A 17818-nucleotide genomic window follows, 5' to 3' on the forward strand; every position below is an offset into this window, starting at 1 on the left:
GAACGTGTGGTGAATACGTTCACGGAATGAGTGACGCGGCGCTCGATGTCGTAGAGTTCTTGCTCACGACGAGCGTGTATTCGGACGACCGGACGCTAGACGAGAACGACCTCCCGCCGTCGTTCCGCCGGGTCTACTGGACCGGCGGCGTCGACGATGAGAGCGGGGGAGACGGGGGCAACGACGGGGGCAACCGGAAACCCGCCGGGATCAGCCGCCCGCTGTCGGTGACGACCAGTACCGCACGTGAGGCGACCGACGTCGACCGACCGTGGGAGGCCGTCGCCGATCTGATGTTCACCGAGCGCGACGAGTTCTCCGGCACGATCACGCTCGCCCAACAGGCCATGGCCGAGGAGTGGTTTGCCGAACGGATCGACGCCGAGCGCCTGCTCGAGAACCCGACCCTGACAAAGCACTTCGAGCGCCACGACGACTACGAGTTCGCTGCGACCCACGAGGAGGCTCGCGACCGGAACCGGCCGATTCAAGCCGATCGTGTCTGGATTGACGGCCTGCTCGACGAGTACTTCGACGAGGAAGAAGACGAGGAGATGCTCGACCTCGTCGAGGTCCGCGCCCCCGAGGAGGTCGAGACGACGCTCGACGACCTGGTCCTCACCCAAGATCAGGAGAACGAACTCGACAAGATCTCGAAGGCGATCGAACACCGTGAGTACCTCTCCGATATCGGTCTACGCGAGATCGGCAAACTGCTGTTCGTCGGGCCGCCGGGGACTGGCAAGACCTCGACTGCGCAAGCGCTCGCTCAGGACATGGACCTGCCGTTCGTCGAGGTCAAGCTCTCGATGATCACCTCGCAGTATCTGGGCGAAACGGCCAAAAACGTCGACAAGACCTTCGAGGTCGCAAAGCGGCTCTCGCCGTGTATCCTCTTTATCGACGAGTTCGACTTCGTTGCCAAGACCCGGCGTAGCGACGAACACGCCGCGCTCAAGCGCGCCGTCAACACCCTGCTCAAGAGCATCGACAACGTCTCGCTGATCGAGGACGACGTCCTGCTCATCGGCGCGACCAATCACCCCGATCAGTTAGACGACGCCGCCTGGCGGCGCTTCGACGAGATCATCAACTTCCCCAAGCCCGACTACGACATGCGGGCCGACATCCTCACGGTCATCACCCAGCGGATGCAGATCGACGAGTTCGATCCCCATCTCATCGCCGAGGCGACCGAAGGGCTGACCGGCAGCGACCTCCGGATGGTTTTGCGCGAAGCGGTGCTCGAGGCGCTGACCGAGGATCGGACCGAGCTTACACAGGAGGACTTGCTCAACGCCGTCGAGGAGTTCGAGGAGCGCGACACGTTGAAGAACATGGACATGATCGGCGGCGACCACGATGCGCTCGTCGCCGGCGGTGACCTCGGTGACGCCGCCAGCGACGGTGGCCACTCGCACGATCACGACCACGACCACTGATTCTGCTGCTCGAGGCGCTTCGTGTTCGCGTCGCTCGACGGCGGCTATCTGACGACGAATTCGTCCGACGGCGTCCGGCGAACAGCATACCCTTTATGCGACGGCCGTCTATCACGACGCATGAGCGATGAAGCGCCAGCAGGGGACGCTGCGGACGCGTTCGCAGAGCAGGCACGGGCGGCCCACGACGAGTCGATCCGGCACCTCATCGCGTTCGGCGCGGCCGTCCGAGGCGACGACCGCGGCGTCCACACCGAGGTCGAGATACTGCTGGTCCTCGAGGACGCCGAACCGACGGTCGAACGAGAACTCGAGCGCCTCGCCGAAACCGTCGGACTCGAGCACGGCGTCGTCGTCTCCCTGCACGTCCTGCCGGCCGACCGATTCGAGGAGAACGAGGAGCATCCGTTCGTGCAGACGGCGCTCGAGGATGGGCGAGCGTATGTGTAGGGCGACCGCCCTCGCTGTGCCGGCGCTCCGACCCCCGGCGGGTTCCGGCGAGGTGAGCCGCCGATGCGGGTGACCCTGCTCGGCACCGGCGACACGACCGGGACGCCGACCGTCGGCTGTGACTGCGATACCTGCACCGCGGCCCGCGAGCGTGGCGTCGAGCGCACGCGCTTTTCGGTTCACGTCGAGAACGAACGGACCGGCGAGTCGCTGCTACTCGATTTCAGCCCGGACTTTCGCTCTCAGTTCCTCCGCGACGAGGTCTCGTTGCCCGACGCGGCAGTCGTCACGCACATTCACTTCGACCACCTCGACGGGCTGGGCAACGTCTTCCGCGTCCTCGACGATCTCGCGGTGTACGCGGCCGACGAGACCGACCCCGAGACCGGCAAGAGCGTCGCCGGGACGGTTCAGGACGACTACCACTACCTCGACGCCGTCTCCGTGGTGCCGACAACGCCGCTCGAGCCGACTCGAGTCTGCGGGTTCGACGTGACGCTGGTGCCGGTCGATCACCCGCCGCTGCTCTGTTACGGGCTCGCGATCGAGGATCCCGAGACCGGCGCGAAGCTCTCGCTGTCGGGCGATACGAGTTACGGACTTCCGGACCGGTCCCGCGAGGTGCTCGCCGATCCCGATCTCCTGCTGGCCGACGGCATCGTCCCCGCCGACCTCTGTGAGTACCACCCGCTGGGCGGCCGCCACGAGGACGGCGACGGCGTCCCCCGAACGTTCGGAACGAAACACATGACGCGAGAGGGGGCGCTCGCGCTGGCCGACGACCTGAACGCAGCGCAGACGCGGCTGGTTCACGTTGCACACTTCTACCCCGCCGAGGAGGCCTTCGAAGAGCCGCTGGCCGTCGACGGCGAGCAGTACGTCCTGTAGCTCGCCGCGACTCGAGCGGGCGAGCGACCGGCCGGTCAGCAACCGTACCGATCGAGGCCGGACTGCCGTCGCCGTTTTCCGTCGGGATTCGCCCGCCACGGCGTTCGGCTGTCGCGTTCGGCCTCGAGGGCTTCGTCGTCGGCTGGAACCGCGGCCGACTCGTATTCTGAACACGCGGCTCCACACTCCGTCGCGGCGTCGACGACTCGATCCTTCCAGTCGCAGTAGGGAAGCGTCGCGCCGGTCGCGTCGTCGGCCTGACAGGCCGCGCAGTCGGGAAACCCGTACGTTCGCCAACCCTTGCCGTAGGCCCGTTCGGCGAGCCGGCGACGGGCGCGGGCCTTCTCCCCGGGGGCGACGACTTCGATTTCGGTCCGACCGGGGAGGAACGCGAGCGGCTCGATTCCCGGCTCGTCGACGGGCAGCGATACCGGCTCGCGGATCACGTCGATCTCGCCCTCGTCACGGTGGACCCGCCAGACGCCGATCTCCTCGGGGATGCGGTTCAGGTGGGCGCGCGTGACGTAACTCTCGGTCGCAAGGATCGCCTCGTCGACGACGGCGAGGCTCGCGTCCGTCCGCAACTGCGCCTCGAGATCGCCCGGCCGGCCGAGATCCGGCTTGTTCTCGATCCCGACGATCCGGCCGTACCAGTCCGGATAGCGGGCGACCTGCCGGACGTAGTCGCGGCCGCTGTCGGCGCTCGCCCCATGATCGCGCTCGAAGAAACCGATCTCGAGCGCCCGCTCGACGGCGCTGCGGGCGCGCTCGGGGTGACAGTCGAACGCGTCCTTCCAGTAGCGCGCCCGGCCGGTTCCGACCGCGGATTCGATGGCTGCGTCGGGGATCGATTCGCTCGTGAGCGCGACGCGGTCGTCGAACTCGGGACCGGGCTCGACGCAGACGACGTCGAGGATCCGGCCGCCGGGATCGGCGACGCTCGCGCCGAGCTGGCGGGCAACGATCCCCTCCCGGCGCGACTCGAGGTGTGCACACAACTCGAGTTCGAACGCAAATTCCGACACGTTCGGAGTACGGGGCGGACGCGAGAAAAGCCGTCGGGTTCGGCGTCGACGACCCGATCCGAAGCGGACGCTCGTCGTTCGATTCGGACGAATGGCGGTCCCGTGCGCGGCGCTACCGTCGGACACATTCCGTCGCTCGACGAGCGGCGATAGCTCGCAACCTTTATCAAGCGCACAGCGGAACCTCTACCTAAGATTACTCTCGTCTTATGGCAGGAAATCGACAACCGGAGGTGAACATCGGGCTCGTCGGTCACGTCGACCACGGCAAGACGACGCTGGTGCAAGCCCTCAGCGGCTCGTGGACTGATCAGCACTCAGAGGAGATGAAACGCGGGATCTCAATCAGGCTCGGCTACGCCGACGCGACGTTCCGTTACTGCGAGGGCCTCGAGGAGCCCGACTGTTACACCGTCGAGGAGGAGTGTGCGGACGGCTCGGAAAGCGAGCCGCTCCGGACCGTCTCGTTCGTCGACGCCCCGGGGCACGAGACCCTGATGGCGACGATGCTCTCCGGCGCGTCGCTGATGGACGGCGCGGTGCTGGTCGTCAGCGCCAATGAGCCCGTCCCCCAGCCCCAGACCGAAGAGCACCTGATGGCGCTCGATATCATCGGTATCGACAACATCGTCATCGCCCAGAACAAGGTCGATCTGGTCGACGCCGACACCGCTCGCAACAACTACGATCAGATCAAGGAGTTCGTCTCCGGCACGGTCGCCGAAGACGCCCCGATCGTCCCCGTCTCCGCGGGCCAGGAGGTCAATCTCGATCTGCTCATTCAGGCTATCGAAGAGGAGATCCCCACCCCCGAACGGGATCCCGGGGCCGATCCCCGGATGCACGTCGCCCGTAGTTTCGACATTAACAAACCCGGCACGAAGGCAGCAGACCTCTCCGGCGGCGTCCTCGGCGGCAGTCTCGTTCAAGGCGAACTCGAGGTCGGCGATGAGATCGAGATCCGCCCCGGCCGCGAGGTCGAGGAGGGCGGCCGGACCGAGTACGTCCCGATCGAGACGACCGTCCGCTCGCTACAGGCCGGCGGCGAGACCGTCGACACCGTCACGCCAGGTGGCTTACTCGGCGTCGGCACCGGTCTCGACCCCTCGCTTACCAAAGGCGACGCACTGGCCGGGCGGATGGCCGGCCCGCCGGACTCACTCCCGCCGACGTGGAACGAATTCACCATGGAAGTCGACCTGCTCGAGCGGGTCGTCGGGGCCGAAAGCGGCGAGACGGTCGACGAGATCTCCACCGGCGAACCGCTGATGATGACCGTCGGCACCGCGACGACCGTCGGAGCCGTCACCAGCGCCCGCGAAGGCGAGTGCGAGGTCAACCTCAAACGACCCGTCGCCGCCGAGCCGGGGACGAAAATCGCGATCAACCGCCGCATCGGCGCGCGCTGGCGACTGATCGGTCTCGGAACGCTCACCGAATAGCATGGCGACGCGGACGCGGGTCGCCCTCGACACGAGCGCGCTCATGATGCCCGTCGAACTCGACGTACGGCTGTTCGACGAACTCGAGCGGCTCGTAAATGACTACGAACCCACGATTCCGCAGGCTGTCCTCGAGGAACTGCGCCGTCTCTCCGAGAAGGGCGGTGAAGAGGGGACGGCCGCGAACGTCGGCCACGACCTGGCGACCGAACGCTGTCTCGCCGTCGACACGGAAGCATCGTACGCTGACGACGCGCTCGTCGAACTCGCCCGCGAGGGCGCAGTCGACTACGTCGTCACGAACGACCGCCCGCTTCGCGACCGGGTACTCGAGGCGAGTATACCGGTAATTGCATTACGCGGGAGAAACAAGTTAGCAATCACTCAACCATAGATGTACAAACGGGTCAGATTGAAGGATACAGTGGAAGTACCGCCGGAGGACCTCGGCGATGTCTCGCCGAATCTCGTCAAGCGACTGCTCCAGGACAAACTCGAGGGACGGATGGACGAGGAGGTCGGCAGCGTCGTCTCCGTCACCGAGGTCCAGGACATCGGCGAGGGGACGGTGTTGCCCAACCGGCCGGGCGTCTACTACGAGGCCGAGTTCGACGCCGTCACCTTCGATCCGCAGATGCAGGAAGTCGTCGACGGCACCGTGGTCGAAGTCGTCGAGTTCGGGGCCTTCGTCGGCATCGGCCCCGTCGACGGGCTGCTCCACGTCTCGCAGATCAGCGACGAGTACTTGGCCTTCGACGGCGAGAACCAGCGCCTCGCCTCGAACGAGTCTGCACGGTCACTCGGCGTCGACGACGCCGTCCGGGCCCGCATCGTCACTAAGAGCATCGACGAGCGCAACCCCCGCGATTCCAAGATCGGGCTCACCGCGAAACAGCCCGGCCTCGGCAAGCACGATTGGCTCGAGGAAGAACGCGAGAAGCGCGAAGCGACCGCAGGTGAATAACCATGGCATCCGACCGCCTCGTCTGCCGCGAGTGTCACCGCGTCAACGACCCCGACGCCGAGACCTGTGAGGCCTGCAACTCCTCGTCGCTGACCGAAGACTGGGCGGGCTACGTCATCATCGCCCACCCTGAGGACAGCCAGATCGCGACGGAGATGCAGATCACCGAACCGGGCGCGTACGCCCTAAAGGTCCGTTGACACCGTGACTCGCGACACCCGCGACGACGCCAGCGACGACGAACAGCTACTGGTCTTACCCGATGACCTCCGACACGAACTCAAAGAGCCGCTCGGCCCCATCGAGACCGACGCCGACCGGCTCCTCGAGACCGTCGACGGCCCGTTGATCGCCGTCGGCGACGTCGTCACCTACCACTTCCTGCAGGCGGGTCGACGACCCGACGTGGCGCTCGTCGACGGTCGGACCAAGCGCGAAGCCGTCACCGAGGAGATCCGCGAGGCAGTCACCGAGGGCGCGAGCATCGACGTGAAAAACCCGCCCGCCGAACTCGGCGCGCCAGTCGTTCGAGCGTTCCGGCGCGCGCTCGCAACCGACGACCCGACCACGATTCTGGTCGAGGGCGAGGAGGATCTGGTTGCACTGCCGGCCATCGTCGCCGCCCCCGACGGCGCGAGCGTCGTCTACGGGCAACCCAACGAGGGGATGGTCCACGTCAAGATCACCGACGAGCACCGCGCGGAGATGCGCGAGTTACTCGAGCGCTTCGAGGGCAATACCGAGCGCTTTTGGGCCTTGCTCGAGGGCTCGAGCGACGAGGGCTGACCGCTGGGCGTCTCACACCCCTGAAACCGCGGGTCAATCGCTTCCGACCGAGAGTCGTTTCTACCGCGTTTCCCAACATATAATCGCGTTCTTCATCATGTTAGTTCTATGAATAGAGCGCTTGCCATCGCGGTTGCTGTCGGCGCGAGCATCGGCATGGCGGTGGTGACGATGGCACGACCCGACTGGACCGTCATCACTGGCGTGAGTGCGCTATACACCGGCTGGTCGTATTTCGTCGCTCGAAACCCGAGTCTGCTCTCCCGTGAGGGGCTCACCTTCGAGAAAACGGCGGACTCGATCGGGCACGCGGTCGGTATCTTCGGTGCGAGCGTGTTCGGTATCGGTGTCTTCAGCACCGGCGGCGTCTTCTTCGTCGGCTATCTCGGCGTCATCGGATTCCTCCTCACCGCGGCCGCCGCGTACGAGGACGAGCCGAGAGACCGTCGACCCTAGGGGCTGGGACGCCAACGCGGCTCACTCGAGGACGGTGTGCTCGAGGGTGCCGATGCCCTCGATCTCAAGTGCGACGGTGTCGCCGTCTTCGAGGAACTGGCCGAGCTCGAGGCCACAGCCCTCGCCGACGGTGCCGCTGCCGATCACGTCGCCGGGGTGGAGCGTCTCGGACTGGGAGATGTGTTCGACGATCGCCGCGAAGGAGTGGTACATCTCGTCGACGGTGCCCTCGGACCAGACCTCGCCGTCGATTCGAGCGGTCATCGGGGCGGAGAGCACGTCGATGTCCTCGCGAGGGACGAAGTACGGTCCGAGCCCGTTCGCGAAGTCCTTGCCCTTCGCGGGACCGAGCCGGCCCTCCATCTCCTGACCTTGGATGTCTCGAGCGCTGAAGTCGTTGAAGACCGTGTAGCCGGCGATGTGTTCCTCGGCTTCCTCGGCCGGGATGTCGCGGCCGCGTTTTCCGATCACGGCGGCGATCTCGAGTTCGTAGTCCATAATCGAGGAGTAGTCCGGCCACCGAATCGTCTCGCCGGGCGCGACGACGCTGTCGGCGTTGCCCTTGTAGTAGACCGGCAGGTCGTACCAGACATCCGCGATGTCGCCGTCCATGCTGTTTTGGACGTGCTCTTCGATGGCCATGCAGTCGCGCATCGAGTTGGGCCGCGGCAAGGGTGCGAGCAGTCGGTACTCGCCGGGCTCGTACCGGAGTTTCGCGCCGCCGGGGCCGCGCTCGGCGTCGGTCTCGGTCGCGTACTCGACGGCCTCGCGCGCGTCGTCGATCGCCCGATCGCCGCGCTCTAAGAAGGCGATCATCTCCGGCGGAACGTGCGCGCGGGCGAGGTCCGCAGGCGCGGGTTCGCCCTCGGCTTCGAGGGCAGCGCCGTAGGCGGCGGTGAGGTCCACGAGGGTCGCGTCGCCGGCTGGCGCGTCGTCCGATTCGGTCGACTCGTCGACGGCTCCGATCCGTTCAACGGGACCGACGGGGGTGTCGACTTCGACGGTCGCGAGTTTCATGCGGTCTCACCCCCCGTCTTGTCGGCCTCGAGAACGGCGACCGGTCGCACCCAGCCGCCGCTGGCGTTCTCGATTTTAATGGGGAAGGCGGCGATCGGTACGTCGGTCTTTCGTGGGAGGGCGTCTAAGTTCGCCAGCTTCTCGATCTGGCAGTACTCGACCTCGCGGCCGGCGACGTGGGCCGGCCAGAGCTCGTCTTCGTCGCCCGACTCGACGTACCGCTCGCCCATCGCGGCGAAGGGCTTATCGAAGCCGTAGGCATCCGTTCCAATCACCTTGACCCCCTGTTCGACGAGGTGTTTCGTCCCCTCGGCACTCATGCCGGGGAATTCGGTCAGGTACTCGGGCTGGCCCCACAACTCGTCGGCCCCGGTCTGGATCAGGACGATCTCGCCGGGCGAAAGCTCGTGGTTCAGGTCGTCGAGGGCATCCTCGAGGTCGCCGACGCCGATCTCCGCGCCGGGCTCCATCCACCGGAAGTCGAGGACGACCGCGTTCCCGCGACACCACTCGAGGGGAATTTCCTCGATCGTCTTTGCCGGTTCGCCGTCGACCTCGGGGCCGTAGTGCCAGGGCGCGTCCATGTGGGTGCCGGCGTGGGGGATAACTTCGAGGGCCTCCCAGGCCAGCCCCATGCCGTCGGGGAAGTCCTCCGCGTCCACGTCGTACCCCTGTGCCTGTAGATTCTCGGCGAGCCGTTCCGCGCCTGCTTCGTGGTCGAAGGCGTCGATCGTCGGCGGTGTGGGTTCGCTCGCGACGCCGTCCTCGAGGCCGATGCTGAGATCGATCAGCGTGGTATCGTCGGCTGTCAACAAATCGCGCATGATGGTCACGATTCGGGGAAGCCACGTAAGCGTACCTCCACCGGTCGTCTACGAGTTCGCACTCGCTCGAGCGCGCGTCGGATGAGTCGCCTGGTAATCGGAAGCCGATATGTATTAGTTGTTGGTAGTTTAACTTGATCCTATGGACGAGCAGGACGATTCCTGGGTCGCGCTCCTGACGACGGCCATGGCGCTTACCGTCGCCGGGGTTGCGCTTCTCGAGGGGGCCGTGTGGTACGTTCAGTACTCGGTGCTGGGGCTGGCGCTTCTCCTAGCGATTTTCGCGATGAGTCGAGGGACTGCACCGTCCCCGTCCAGCTGAGGGCCGACGGATCAGGGCGGACCGCCTCGACGTTGTCACGCCGGCCGCCTTCCCGAACGCGTCTCGAGAAGTTATTTACTCCCTCGCGTGAACCCGACGGCTATGTACGATTTCGTCGTCGTCGGGGTCGGGCCGCCGGGCGCGCGCTTCGCCCGTCGGGCCGCAGAAGGCGGCTACGACGTGCTCGCCCTCGAGAAGGGAACGATCGGCGAGCCGCTGGCCTGTTCCGGCCACGTCAGCACGGACGTCTGGGAATACACGGGCGAGGGCGCTCGCGAAGAGCTGTTTCAAAACGAGATCTACGGGGCGCGGTTCCACGTCGGCGGCCCGCGCAGCGACGCTTACCCGTTCTACAAGCGCGAGGTGGCCTCGAACGTCATCGACCGCGTCGGGCTCGACCGCCATCTTGCAGAGTTGGCTCGCGAGGCCGGCGCGGACGTCCGCGAGGACCACACCGTCACCGAGGTGACCGAGCACCGCGACCGCGTTTCGGTCGTCGCCAACGGTCCGGACGGGACCCTCGAGGTCGAGGCGAAGATGCTCGCCGGCTGTGACGGCCCCCGCTCGCGGGTGCGCGACCAACTCGAGTTGCCTCAGCCAGAGGAGTTGCTCCACGGCGTCCTCGCGTTCTCCGAGGAGGACGACCACCAGGACTTCGTCGACGTCCACCTCACGCCGCCGACCTTTTTCGCGTGGCGCATCCCTCGCGGCGAGGCCGGCGTCGAATACGGGTTAGCGGCCCCGCCGGGTGTCCAGGTGACCAAACACTTCGAGGAGCTGATCGACGGCTACGAGATCGACGTCTCCCATCGCTGTTCGGGCGCGATCCCGATCGGCCCGCCGGACCGCGTCACGACGCGCCGCGCCTTCCTCATCGGCGACGCGGCCGCCCAGACGAAGCCCTTCACCGGCGGTGGCATTCTGTACGGCATGACCAGCGCCGACCACGCCGCCCGCGAGATCGACCCCGACCGACCGACCACGCTCGCGGCCTACGAGCGAGCCTGGCGCGACGACCTCGAGCGCGAGCAGGAACTCGGGCGCTGGCTTCGGCGGGCGTATTCGTTGCCGGAACCGGTCCAGCGGCTCGGCCTGGGCGCGCTGTCGGGCGAGATCGGCGTTCACATGGACCGGCCGACCTCGCTGGTCTCTCCGGCTCATCTCAAGGCGATGCTCTCCCGTCTTCGGAGCTGAACGGTCTTTCGCGGCTGCGACCGCTCGAGGACTGCCGGCCAGCATGCCGGGGCCGACAGACCGAAGGCATCGGTACCGAAAGAACGGCCGATGAAGGTGCGGCAGTCGGCCGTCGTCTCGCTCCTCGTCGCCGCGCTCGAGCGTCTGGGAATCATCGACGCCGAGCGGTTCTGGCCGACGATGGAGCTCGCGTGGCCACGGATCATCACCGGCTTTGCGATCATGTCCAAGCAGACGGCCGACCTCGCGATGGTTGGGGTCGCCGTCGGCACCGCCGGCACCGCGGGGCTGGCGTTCGCGCTCGCCTACTGGCAGCTGGTGACGATGCTGGGGCTCGGCCTCGCGGGCGGTACCGTCACGCTCGTCTCGCAGAATTACGGCGGCGAGGCGACTGACCGCGCGTCACTGGCCGTTTCCCAGAGCGCCGTGCTCGCGGTCGCGCTGTCGATCCCGGTTATGGTTGCGTTCCTCGCGTTCGCCGGGCCGCTGATCGATCTGTTCGACGCTGACCCAGCCCCGCGTCGCTACGGGACGACCTACCTCGTCTACGTTGCGCCGGCTGTGGTCTTCGAACTGCTCAATCTCGTCGCCAGCCGCACGTACACGGGCGTCGGCGACACGTTCACGGAGATGATGGCCCGCGCCGGCGGGGCGGTTCTCAACATCGTCCTCAGCGGCGCGTTCATCTTCGGGCTCGGGATGGGCGTCGCCGGCGCGGCGATCGGCACGACGTTCGCGAGCGGCTTCGTGACGGTCGTCCTCGCGTGGGGCATGCTCGGCCGCTCATACGGCCTGCTCGGGATGGAACCCAGTCCCGTCCCGATCACGCGCTCGAGCCCGCTGTTCGACGCGGCGATGATCCGCCACTTGGTCGAGATTGCCACGCCCGAGATCGGCCGCCGGCTCGCCCAGGGGCTCGTCGTCTTCCCGCTATTGTGGATCGCCGCCACGTTCGGCCCGGTCGTCGTCACCGCCCTCGAGGTGGGCCGGCGGGTACGCGGGCTGATCAACAGCGTCAACTGGGGGCTGTCGCTGGCCTCGAGTTCGCTGGTCGGCCAGCGGCTGGGCGCGGCCGAGGAGGCGGAGGCCGACGCCTACGGGGCGGCGATCATTCGGCTCTCGACCGTGATCTATACCGGAGTGGCAGCGCTGGTCGTGGTGGTTTCAGAGCCGATCGCGGGGCTGTTCGTCTCCGACCCCGGCGCGGTCGCGCAGGCCGCCGTCTTCGTCGTCGTCGGCGCGGTCAGTTCGGTCGGCTTCGGCGTCGACGGCGCAGCGGCGGGGGCGCTCCTGGGTGCCGGCGACACCCGCTGGCCGTTCGTCGCCTCGCTGCTCGGCCGGTACGCGTTCGCCCTCCCCGCGGCCGCGCTCGGGCTGGTCACGCCGCTTGGCGTCGGCGGGCTCTATCTGGCGCTCGTTCTCGAGACGGCCGTGCCGGGCGGGATCAACTACTGGCTGTTCCGGACCGGCCGGTGGAAAGCCGTGAGTCGGCGGTATCGGCCGTCGTCGGAGCCCGGTTGAGGAGAATCGAGGGCAGTACCGACAGCTATCTTCGCTGGCCGCGATCGATAACGTATGGTCGACCGAGACGACGAATCGACGGCCGCGGATGGGAGCGACGATGCTGAGAACCGACTCGGCGCAGGCATCGCGATCGGAACCGGGATCGGCGTCGCGATCGGCGTTGTGACGGACAACGTCGCGTTGTGGCTTCCACTGGGGATTGCGATCGGTATCGCCCTCGGAGCGGGACTGGGAGGGCGATAGCACAGCGGCGACTCGGCACTGCCGCTCGAGGCAGTTCGTTCGGCGGCTCGGTTTCCGATCGGGGCAGTGCTGACGGATCGGCGGCGAAAAACGGTTCCGGTTACGTGGTCGACGCGTGGTCGGCCTCGAGCAGCGGGAGCCCGTTCACCTCGAGAGAGACGAAGAGCCGGACGAGCGCGAGGCCGAGAACGATGACGCCGACGGTCACGAGCGCGATGGCCATGACGTCGTCGGCTGCACCGATCGACACCGCGGCCAGCGACGCCGTGAGGGCAACGAGCGCGATGGTCGTCACCAACTGCATGGTCGAACAGCTTAGTGCGAACCACGTGGATCGGGGGACGTATCGTCCCTTCGTTCGGGAGTAGGCCACGGGAAGTAGTTGAGAGTTTTACACTATAAGCCTTTGCGGACCGGGTTCACAGAACGGGTCAGCTTCGAAGCGCTCGAGCGACGCTCGCGGTCGCTACTCGTCGGTTCCGACGATCCCGCACGCGACCCCCGTGGGCGCGACCAGTTCCTCACCCTCGACGGCCGCGGGGTCCAACAGGAGCACGGTGTCGTCGGGCATGTCGTCCTCAACGCGGACCGGCCGTCCCAGCGCCGACTCGAGGTCGCCCACGTCGTCGATCTCGGCGTCGCGCTCGAGCAGCAGGTCGGCGTTGGCCCGCGAGAGGACGAAGACGGGCTCGCCCGGCTCGACGCGGTTGCTCTCGGTGGCCTCGTGCAACGTCGCGAGCGAGTCGGCGCTTATGGCCTCGAGCGAGCGGATCGTCACTCGTTCGGTGTCCGAGCCCGGCGCGTCTGCCGATTGCGTTCGCGCCCGGGCGGCCAGTTCCGCGAAGTCGGTGTCGTCGAGGCGCGCGGTCATACGCGCAGGTCACCCGCCCGTGGTCTTCACGGTGTGGCCGGCCAGTTCCGGTCGGGGCGCGAGTCCGTCACCCCACTCACAGCGGTCGGGGCGCGAGCCGTCTCTCATCACCGAAGCCGACAGTCAGGCTCACCGCAACAGCGATTTTTACGGCGTGATGGTGTACGAAGCCCGATGTCGACGATAGCCGACCTCCGGCTTCCGGCGGCGGATACGGCGTTGGCGACCGCCTTCGAGCGCGCGCCGGCGGCCACGTTCGAGCTCGAGTCCTCAGTATCGAAGACCCGGCCCTCGCTGTGGGTCGCCGGCGTCGATCGAGAGACCGCCGCCGACGCGTTCGCGGCGGATCCGTCAGTCGAGGTCGCCGAACTCCTCGTCGAAACGGAGTCACGACTGCTGTACGACGTGACGTTTTCGGAGGGGGCGAGCACGAACCGCCTCTGGGACGACCTGCTCGCCGACGGCGGCTCGCTGCTCGAGGCGCGAGCGACCGACGGCTGGTGGCGGGTGACGGTTCGCTACCGCGATCGAGACACGCTCTGTAACGCCTACGACCGGCTGATCGACCGCGGTGTCAACGCCGATCTCCGGCGAGTGACCGACGTAACCGACGCCGACGACCACGAGACGCGACTGACGCCCGAACAGCAGGAGGCGCTCGAGGCCGCCCTCGAGCACGGCTACTTCGAAATCCCACGTGGCATCTCGATGGAGGAGCTGGCGGCGGAGCTGGGTATCTCCCATCAGGCCCTCTCCGAGCGGTTCCGCCGGGCCTACGAGACGCTGGTCGACGCCGAACTCCAGCCCGCGGGCGAGACGTCACCGCTCGATTGACGACGGACCGACGGTCGACGGGCCGCGATAGGCTGCCAGCACGGCACAATCGTTATTTAGATGGATTGCGTTCGGCCGCACATGGCTGATTTGCTTTCCGACGAGGAGATCGAGACGAACCTTCCCGACGACTGGACGCGCGAGGGCGACGAGATCGGCCGCATCTACGAGTTCGACGACTATCTCCGCGGCGTTAACTTCGCCCAGATGGTCGGCGAGATCGCCGAAGCGCAGTTTCACCACCCCGAGATCGTCATCCGCTATTCCGAGGTCGAGGTCCGGCTGACCTCTCACGAGGAAGGTGGCATCACCGACGATGACCTCGAGATGGCCGAACTGATCGAGTCTGAACGATCCGCCTGACCGACCGCGACCGTCCGAGATGGACGCCAGCTACGCCTTTCGCGTTCGAGTCCGCCTCGAGTCCGCCCGGACATACGTCACCCTCGGGTCGGACAGTGCAGAGACGACGGTCACGCTCTTTCGCGAGGCCCCGGAACCGGGAACCGAGGGCTGGCTGTTCTTCCGCGATACACTGTGGCACGGCGAGGTGGCCGACGAGGCGTACGCCCGCCGGCTCGCCGCGGAGTGGCTCGGCGTCCCCGAGCGGACCGTCGAGGCCGTCGACTTTCGCGAACTCCAGGCCGACGAGGCGTACATCGACGCGCTGAAAGCCGAGATCGCCGCCGATCTCGAGCCGTTCAAGGCCGAAACCGTCCCGGAGGCGCTTTCGAAGTATCTTGGCTCGAGTATTCGCGTTACCGACTCGGGCGAGTGAGACGTCCTCCCTCGCCTGTGTTCGCTGACTACTCGGCCTGATCGCCGGCGGTTCCCGACCTACATGACATTTGTGCACATGCCTCTACATGACTTTATGTCCCCGCTCGTGGCCGGCTGTGGTAATGACTACAAGTAAGCATCGATCCACGATTCCGAACGACGGCGACTCTCCGCGGACTCGACTCATATCGCTCGCCGCGCAGAACGCCGTTTGGCGCACGGAGGGAAGCGATGTCCGCCGATGAGCCCGCCGTTCCAGCCGTCGAAACGGTGCTCTGGGGTGACGTTCGGATCGAGTGCTACGTGCGATCCGGCCTCCCGGGTGCGGCCTCTCGGCGGATCGAATCGCTCGTCGAGCGCCTCCGCGTCCTCGACGACCGTGACACCGTCGCCGGCGTTCGAGTCGATCAGTGGCCGTCGCGACACGCGTTCGCGGACGAGTCGTCGCCGACCCGTGACGACCTCGTCGCTGAGTTCGAACGCTGGGCCGACCGTCGCGGGTACTCCCTCGAACCGGCCTTCCGTCGACAGCAGGTCCCCACGTCGCCGCTTGGTGTCGACGATGAACCGGGCGAGCGGATCCGCGTCCCGCTGGTGGCGCTGGCGCTCTACGAGGACGACGAGCGACTCCGGGGTGTCGTCCCATACACGGATCACCCACGGCCGGACGACGGCCGAACGTACACCGTCGAGCAGTGGCTGACCGCGGCCGAAACGCAGGCCTTCGACCTCCCGCTCGATACATCGTCAGACGAGCCGACGCCGTTCCTGCGGGGACGGCAGTAACGACACCCCAACAACGTCTCGTCGGGTGTCGACTGCGACGAGACGCGCTGACAACCTGACCGCGACTCTCATTCGACATCGGCGTGCGTGAGCAGCGGCCGCGTCCGTTCGCCGTCGGGCGCGTCGTACGTGACGACCTCGAGCAGGTTCCCGTCCGGATCGAGGAAATAGAACCCCTCGAACTCGTCCCAGTCGTACGGTCCCTGGTTCGGAAACTGGCCATCTAACTCGTCCAGTAGTGACTCGTAGCGGTCGCGGTCGGTCGCGAACGCCAGATGGGCCTTGTCGAGCGGGTGGTCGAGCCCTCGTTCGTCCCAGTTCTCGGCGCGGCCGGTCGCGGCCAGCGTGACGACTGTCTCGCCGGCTCGAAACATTGCGTGGTCACCGCGAAAATCCGCGGGCGGGCGGACGAGTTCGAGTTCGAGCGTGTCGCGATAGAATTCGTAGCAGGGCTCGAGCGCATCGACGTCGACGTTGATGTGATCGACAGCATCCATGCGCGGTGCTACCACGGCCGGCTCAAAGATACTGTCTGGGGTGGCGGTGACGGCATCGCGGCCGGCGCGGTCGACGCGCCACCGCTGGCACGGTCGCTCCGCCGCGTGTCAGGCCCGGTCAGCCTGCGACGGCGACGGCGTCTGCCGCCAGTCAGGGTCCTTACGCGGCGGTGCCAGGACACCGATACCGACGGCGTCCTCGTCCGTCCGGTTCTCCGCGCCGTGTCGCTCGTTGCTCCGAAACAGATACGCGTCGCCGGCCTCGAGGGGGTATTCCTCGCCCTCGACAAGCGCGGTGAGTTCGCCCTCGACGACGAATCCGATCTGTTCGTTCGCGTGTTCGTGAACCGGCAGCGTCGCCCCAGGTTCGATCCGCCAGTAGACCATTCCCGCTCGTTCGCCCGTCGGCAGATCCGCGAGGTACACCCCGTCGGCGACCTCGTCGAACGCCGCGCGGGTCGTCGATAGCTGCTGCATAGGAACAGGCAACACTCCCCACGGCGGCACTGATAAACGTATCATGGAAACGTTTTAAGCCGCTCTTCGGTGTCGATTGTCCTATGTTAGCACACCAATCGGTGCGGCTGTTCCACCTCCCGTTCTCGTTCATGCTGCCCCAGAAGGTGGCGAGCGAACGGGGCTACTTCCGCGAGGAGGGGCTCGCGGTCGACTTGGTCGAGCGGGATCGACGCGATGTCGAGGTCAAGTACATTCCCGCCGAGGAGACGCTGACCGACGACTACGACGTGGATCTCTATCCGATCTGCAAGTGGGAGAGCATCCGCCGGACGTGGGAGATGGACGACGGTCGCATCATCGCCAACGGCACCTTCGCCGACCTTCCCTACACCGTCTTCACCCGACCTGAGTCCGACATCGAGACGGCGGCCGACCTCGCAACCGTGCCGGTCGGGGTCAACCTGCGGACGGGACAGGAGTACACCGCCCGGAAGGCCTTAGAGGAGCACGTCCCCGCCGACGCGGTCGATCTCGTCGGCTGTGGCATGCCCACTGATCGGCTGCAAGCGCTCCACGAGGGGCGCGTCGACGCCGTGACGCTCATCGACCCCCATAGCACGCTGGCCGACCACCTCGGCTTCCGGCGACTGCTGGAGTACGACAACCACATGGGAATCGTCGGCAGCGACGACGTCGACCGCGACCTGCTCGAGGCCTTCCTGTGCGCCTACGAGCGCGCGGTCGCCGATATCAACGCCGATCCGGACGCCTTCCGGGACACATACCTCGAGCTACTCGAGGCCGAGGAGGGGGTCGCGCCAGACCTGTTCGACGCGGTCGACGTCGACGCCGTCCGCGAGGAGATCGACGTTCCGCGCTACGAAGTGCCGGAGCCCGTCGACCGCGACGAACTCGACGACCACCTCGCGTGGATGCAGGCCCGCGGTCTGCTCGACGAGGACGCGACGATCGACGACGTCGTCGCGCCGCTGTGACCGACACCCGATCAGTACC

Annotated in this window: 25 protein-coding genes; 18 read left to right on the plus strand and 7 right to left on the minus strand. The window is 66.7% G+C overall.

What is annotated here, in order from left to right:
* The first annotated feature begins 26 nt into the window (after nt 1-26).
* The 3 genes from ACJ70B_RS11570 (at nt 27) to ACJ70B_RS11580 (ending at nt 2780) form a co-directional block, all read left to right on the plus strand.
* Entirely contained in the window at nt 27-1442 is a 1416-nt protein-coding gene (locus tag ACJ70B_RS11570; protein WP_408957142.1) for an ATP-binding protein, read from the plus strand.
* 120 nt (nt 1443-1562) lie between these two features.
* Entirely contained in the window at nt 1563-1892 is a 330-nt protein-coding gene (locus tag ACJ70B_RS11575) for a hypothetical protein (protein ID WP_408957143.1), read from the plus strand.
* A 63-nt stretch (nt 1893-1955) separates the two neighbouring features.
* Nucleotides 1956-2780, plus strand: a complete 825-nt coding sequence (locus tag ACJ70B_RS11580) for an MBL fold metallo-hydrolase (protein WP_408957144.1) — start codon at nt 1956-1958, stop codon at nt 2778-2780.
* A gap of 35 nt (nt 2781-2815) precedes the next feature.
* On the opposite strand, the gene ACJ70B_RS11585 is transcribed toward ACJ70B_RS11580, so the two are convergent.
* Nucleotides 2816-3805 (minus strand): DUF5787 family protein, encoded by a 990-nt coding sequence (locus ACJ70B_RS11585; RefSeq protein WP_408957145.1) that lies wholly within the window; start codon nt 3803-3805, stop codon nt 2816-2818.
* A gap of 209 nt (nt 3806-4014) precedes the next feature.
* Between ACJ70B_RS11585 and ACJ70B_RS11590 the strand changes: the two genes are divergently transcribed.
* From ACJ70B_RS11590 to ACJ70B_RS11615, 6 genes are all read left to right on the plus strand, one after another.
* Nucleotides 4015-5247 carry a translation initiation factor IF-2 subunit gamma gene (locus tag ACJ70B_RS11590; RefSeq protein ID WP_408957146.1) on the plus strand — a complete coding sequence of 411 codons (1233 nt, stop codon included), beginning with the start codon at nt 4015-4017 and terminating at the stop codon, nt 5245-5247.
* Between the two features lies 1 nt (nt 5248).
* On the plus strand, nt 5249-5641 hold the full coding sequence (locus ACJ70B_RS11595; protein ID WP_408957147.1) for a PIN domain-containing protein: 393 nt from the start codon (nt 5249-5251) through the stop codon (nt 5639-5641).
* Nucleotides 5642-6211 (plus strand): DNA-directed RNA polymerase, encoded by a 570-nt coding sequence (locus ACJ70B_RS11600; protein WP_408957148.1) that lies wholly within the window; start codon nt 5642-5644, stop codon nt 6209-6211.
* 2 nt (nt 6212-6213) lie between these two features.
* Entirely contained in the window at nt 6214-6411 is a 198-nt protein-coding gene (gene spt4, locus ACJ70B_RS11605; protein ID WP_408957149.1) for a transcription elongation factor subunit Spt4, read from the plus strand.
* A gap of 4 nt (nt 6412-6415) precedes the next feature.
* Nucleotides 6416-6997, plus strand: coding sequence for a GTP-dependent dephospho-CoA kinase family protein (locus ACJ70B_RS11610; RefSeq protein WP_408957150.1), 582 nt, complete (start codon nt 6416-6418; stop codon nt 6995-6997).
* Between the two features lie 108 nt (nt 6998-7105).
* Nucleotides 7106-7453, plus strand: coding sequence for a hypothetical protein (locus ACJ70B_RS11615; protein ID WP_408957151.1), 348 nt, complete (start codon nt 7106-7108; stop codon nt 7451-7453).
* Between the two features lie 21 nt (nt 7454-7474).
* Here the strand turns inward: ACJ70B_RS11615 and ACJ70B_RS11620 are convergent, their stop codons facing one another.
* Nucleotides 7475-8470 (minus strand): fumarylacetoacetate hydrolase family protein, encoded by a 996-nt coding sequence (locus ACJ70B_RS11620; RefSeq protein ID WP_408957152.1) that lies wholly within the window; start codon nt 8468-8470, stop codon nt 7475-7477.
* Nucleotides 8467-9294 (minus strand): cyclase family protein, encoded by an 828-nt coding sequence (locus ACJ70B_RS11625; protein ID WP_408957153.1) that lies wholly within the window; start codon nt 9292-9294, stop codon nt 8467-8469. The genes ACJ70B_RS11620 and ACJ70B_RS11625 overlap by 4 nt, the downstream gene beginning before the upstream one ends.
* A 142-nt stretch (nt 9295-9436) precedes the next feature.
* Between ACJ70B_RS11625 and ACJ70B_RS11630 the strand changes: the two genes are divergently transcribed.
* From ACJ70B_RS11630 to ACJ70B_RS11645, 4 genes are all read left to right on the plus strand, one after another.
* Entirely contained in the window at nt 9437-9616 is a 180-nt protein-coding gene (locus tag ACJ70B_RS11630) for a hypothetical protein (protein ID WP_408957154.1), read from the plus strand.
* Between the two features lie 102 nt (nt 9617-9718).
* Entirely contained in the window at nt 9719-10810 is a 1092-nt protein-coding gene (locus tag ACJ70B_RS11635; protein ID WP_408957155.1) for a geranylgeranyl reductase family protein, read from the plus strand.
* A gap of 90 nt (nt 10811-10900) precedes the next feature.
* Nucleotides 10901-12331 carry an MATE family efflux transporter gene (locus tag ACJ70B_RS11640; RefSeq protein WP_408957156.1) on the plus strand — a complete coding sequence of 477 codons (1431 nt, stop codon included), beginning with the start codon at nt 10901-10903 and terminating at the stop codon, nt 12329-12331.
* Between the two features lie 54 nt (nt 12332-12385).
* Nucleotides 12386-12577 (plus strand): hypothetical protein, encoded by a 192-nt coding sequence (locus ACJ70B_RS11645; RefSeq protein WP_408957157.1) that lies wholly within the window; start codon nt 12386-12388, stop codon nt 12575-12577.
* Between the two features lie 100 nt (nt 12578-12677).
* Here the strand turns inward: ACJ70B_RS11645 and ACJ70B_RS11650 are convergent, their stop codons facing one another.
* On the minus strand, nt 12678-12950 hold the full coding sequence (locus ACJ70B_RS11650) for a hypothetical protein (RefSeq protein WP_408957158.1): 273 nt from the start codon (nt 12948-12950) through the stop codon (nt 12678-12680).
* Nucleotides 12951-13043: 93 nt separating this feature from the next.
* Entirely contained in the window at nt 13044-13448 is a 405-nt protein-coding gene (locus ACJ70B_RS11655; protein ID WP_408957159.1) for a hypothetical protein, read from the minus strand.
* Between the two features lie 174 nt (nt 13449-13622).
* Between ACJ70B_RS11655 and ACJ70B_RS11660 the strand changes: the two genes are divergently transcribed.
* The 4 genes from ACJ70B_RS11660 (at nt 13623) to ACJ70B_RS11675 (ending at nt 15848) form a co-directional block, all read left to right on the plus strand.
* On the plus strand, nt 13623-14282 hold the full coding sequence (locus ACJ70B_RS11660; RefSeq protein WP_408957160.1) for a helix-turn-helix domain-containing protein: 660 nt from the start codon (nt 13623-13625) through the stop codon (nt 14280-14282).
* A gap of 81 nt (nt 14283-14363) precedes the next feature.
* On the plus strand, nt 14364-14645 hold the full coding sequence (locus ACJ70B_RS11665) for a 4a-hydroxytetrahydrobiopterin dehydratase (RefSeq protein WP_408957161.1): 282 nt from the start codon (nt 14364-14366) through the stop codon (nt 14643-14645).
* Nucleotides 14646-14664: 19 nt separating this feature from the next.
* Entirely contained in the window at nt 14665-15060 is a 396-nt protein-coding gene (gene lwrS / locus ACJ70B_RS11670) for an LWR-salt protein (RefSeq protein ID WP_408957162.1), read from the plus strand.
* Nucleotides 15061-15293: 233 nt separating this feature from the next.
* The gene (locus ACJ70B_RS11675) at nt 15294-15848 is read left to right on the plus strand and encodes an HTH domain-containing protein (RefSeq protein WP_408957163.1); all 555 of its coding nucleotides are present in this window, start codon (nt 15294-15296) and stop codon (nt 15846-15848) included.
* Nucleotides 15849-15916: 68 nt separating this feature from the next.
* Here the strand turns inward: ACJ70B_RS11675 and ACJ70B_RS11680 are convergent, their stop codons facing one another.
* Both ACJ70B_RS11680 and ACJ70B_RS11685 read right to left on the minus strand, forming a co-directional pair.
* Nucleotides 15917-16345, minus strand: coding sequence for a VOC family protein (locus ACJ70B_RS11680; protein WP_408957164.1), 429 nt, complete (start codon nt 16343-16345; stop codon nt 15917-15919).
* 108 nt (nt 16346-16453) lie between these two features.
* Nucleotides 16454-16822, minus strand: a complete 369-nt coding sequence (locus ACJ70B_RS11685) for a cupin domain-containing protein (RefSeq protein ID WP_408957165.1) — start codon at nt 16820-16822, stop codon at nt 16454-16456.
* Nucleotides 16823-16905: 83 nt separating this feature from the next.
* On the opposite strand from ACJ70B_RS11685, the gene ACJ70B_RS11690 reads away from it, so the two are divergent.
* On the plus strand, nt 16906-17799 hold the full coding sequence (locus tag ACJ70B_RS11690; RefSeq protein WP_408957166.1) for an ABC transporter substrate-binding protein: 894 nt from the start codon (nt 16906-16908) through the stop codon (nt 17797-17799).
* Nucleotides 17800-17818: the final 19 nt, after the last annotated feature.

Source organism: Natrinema sp. 74, assembly GCF_046097095.1.
In the GTDB taxonomy this organism is placed as follows: Archaea; Halobacteriota; Halobacteria; order Halobacteriales; family Natrialbaceae; genus Natrinema.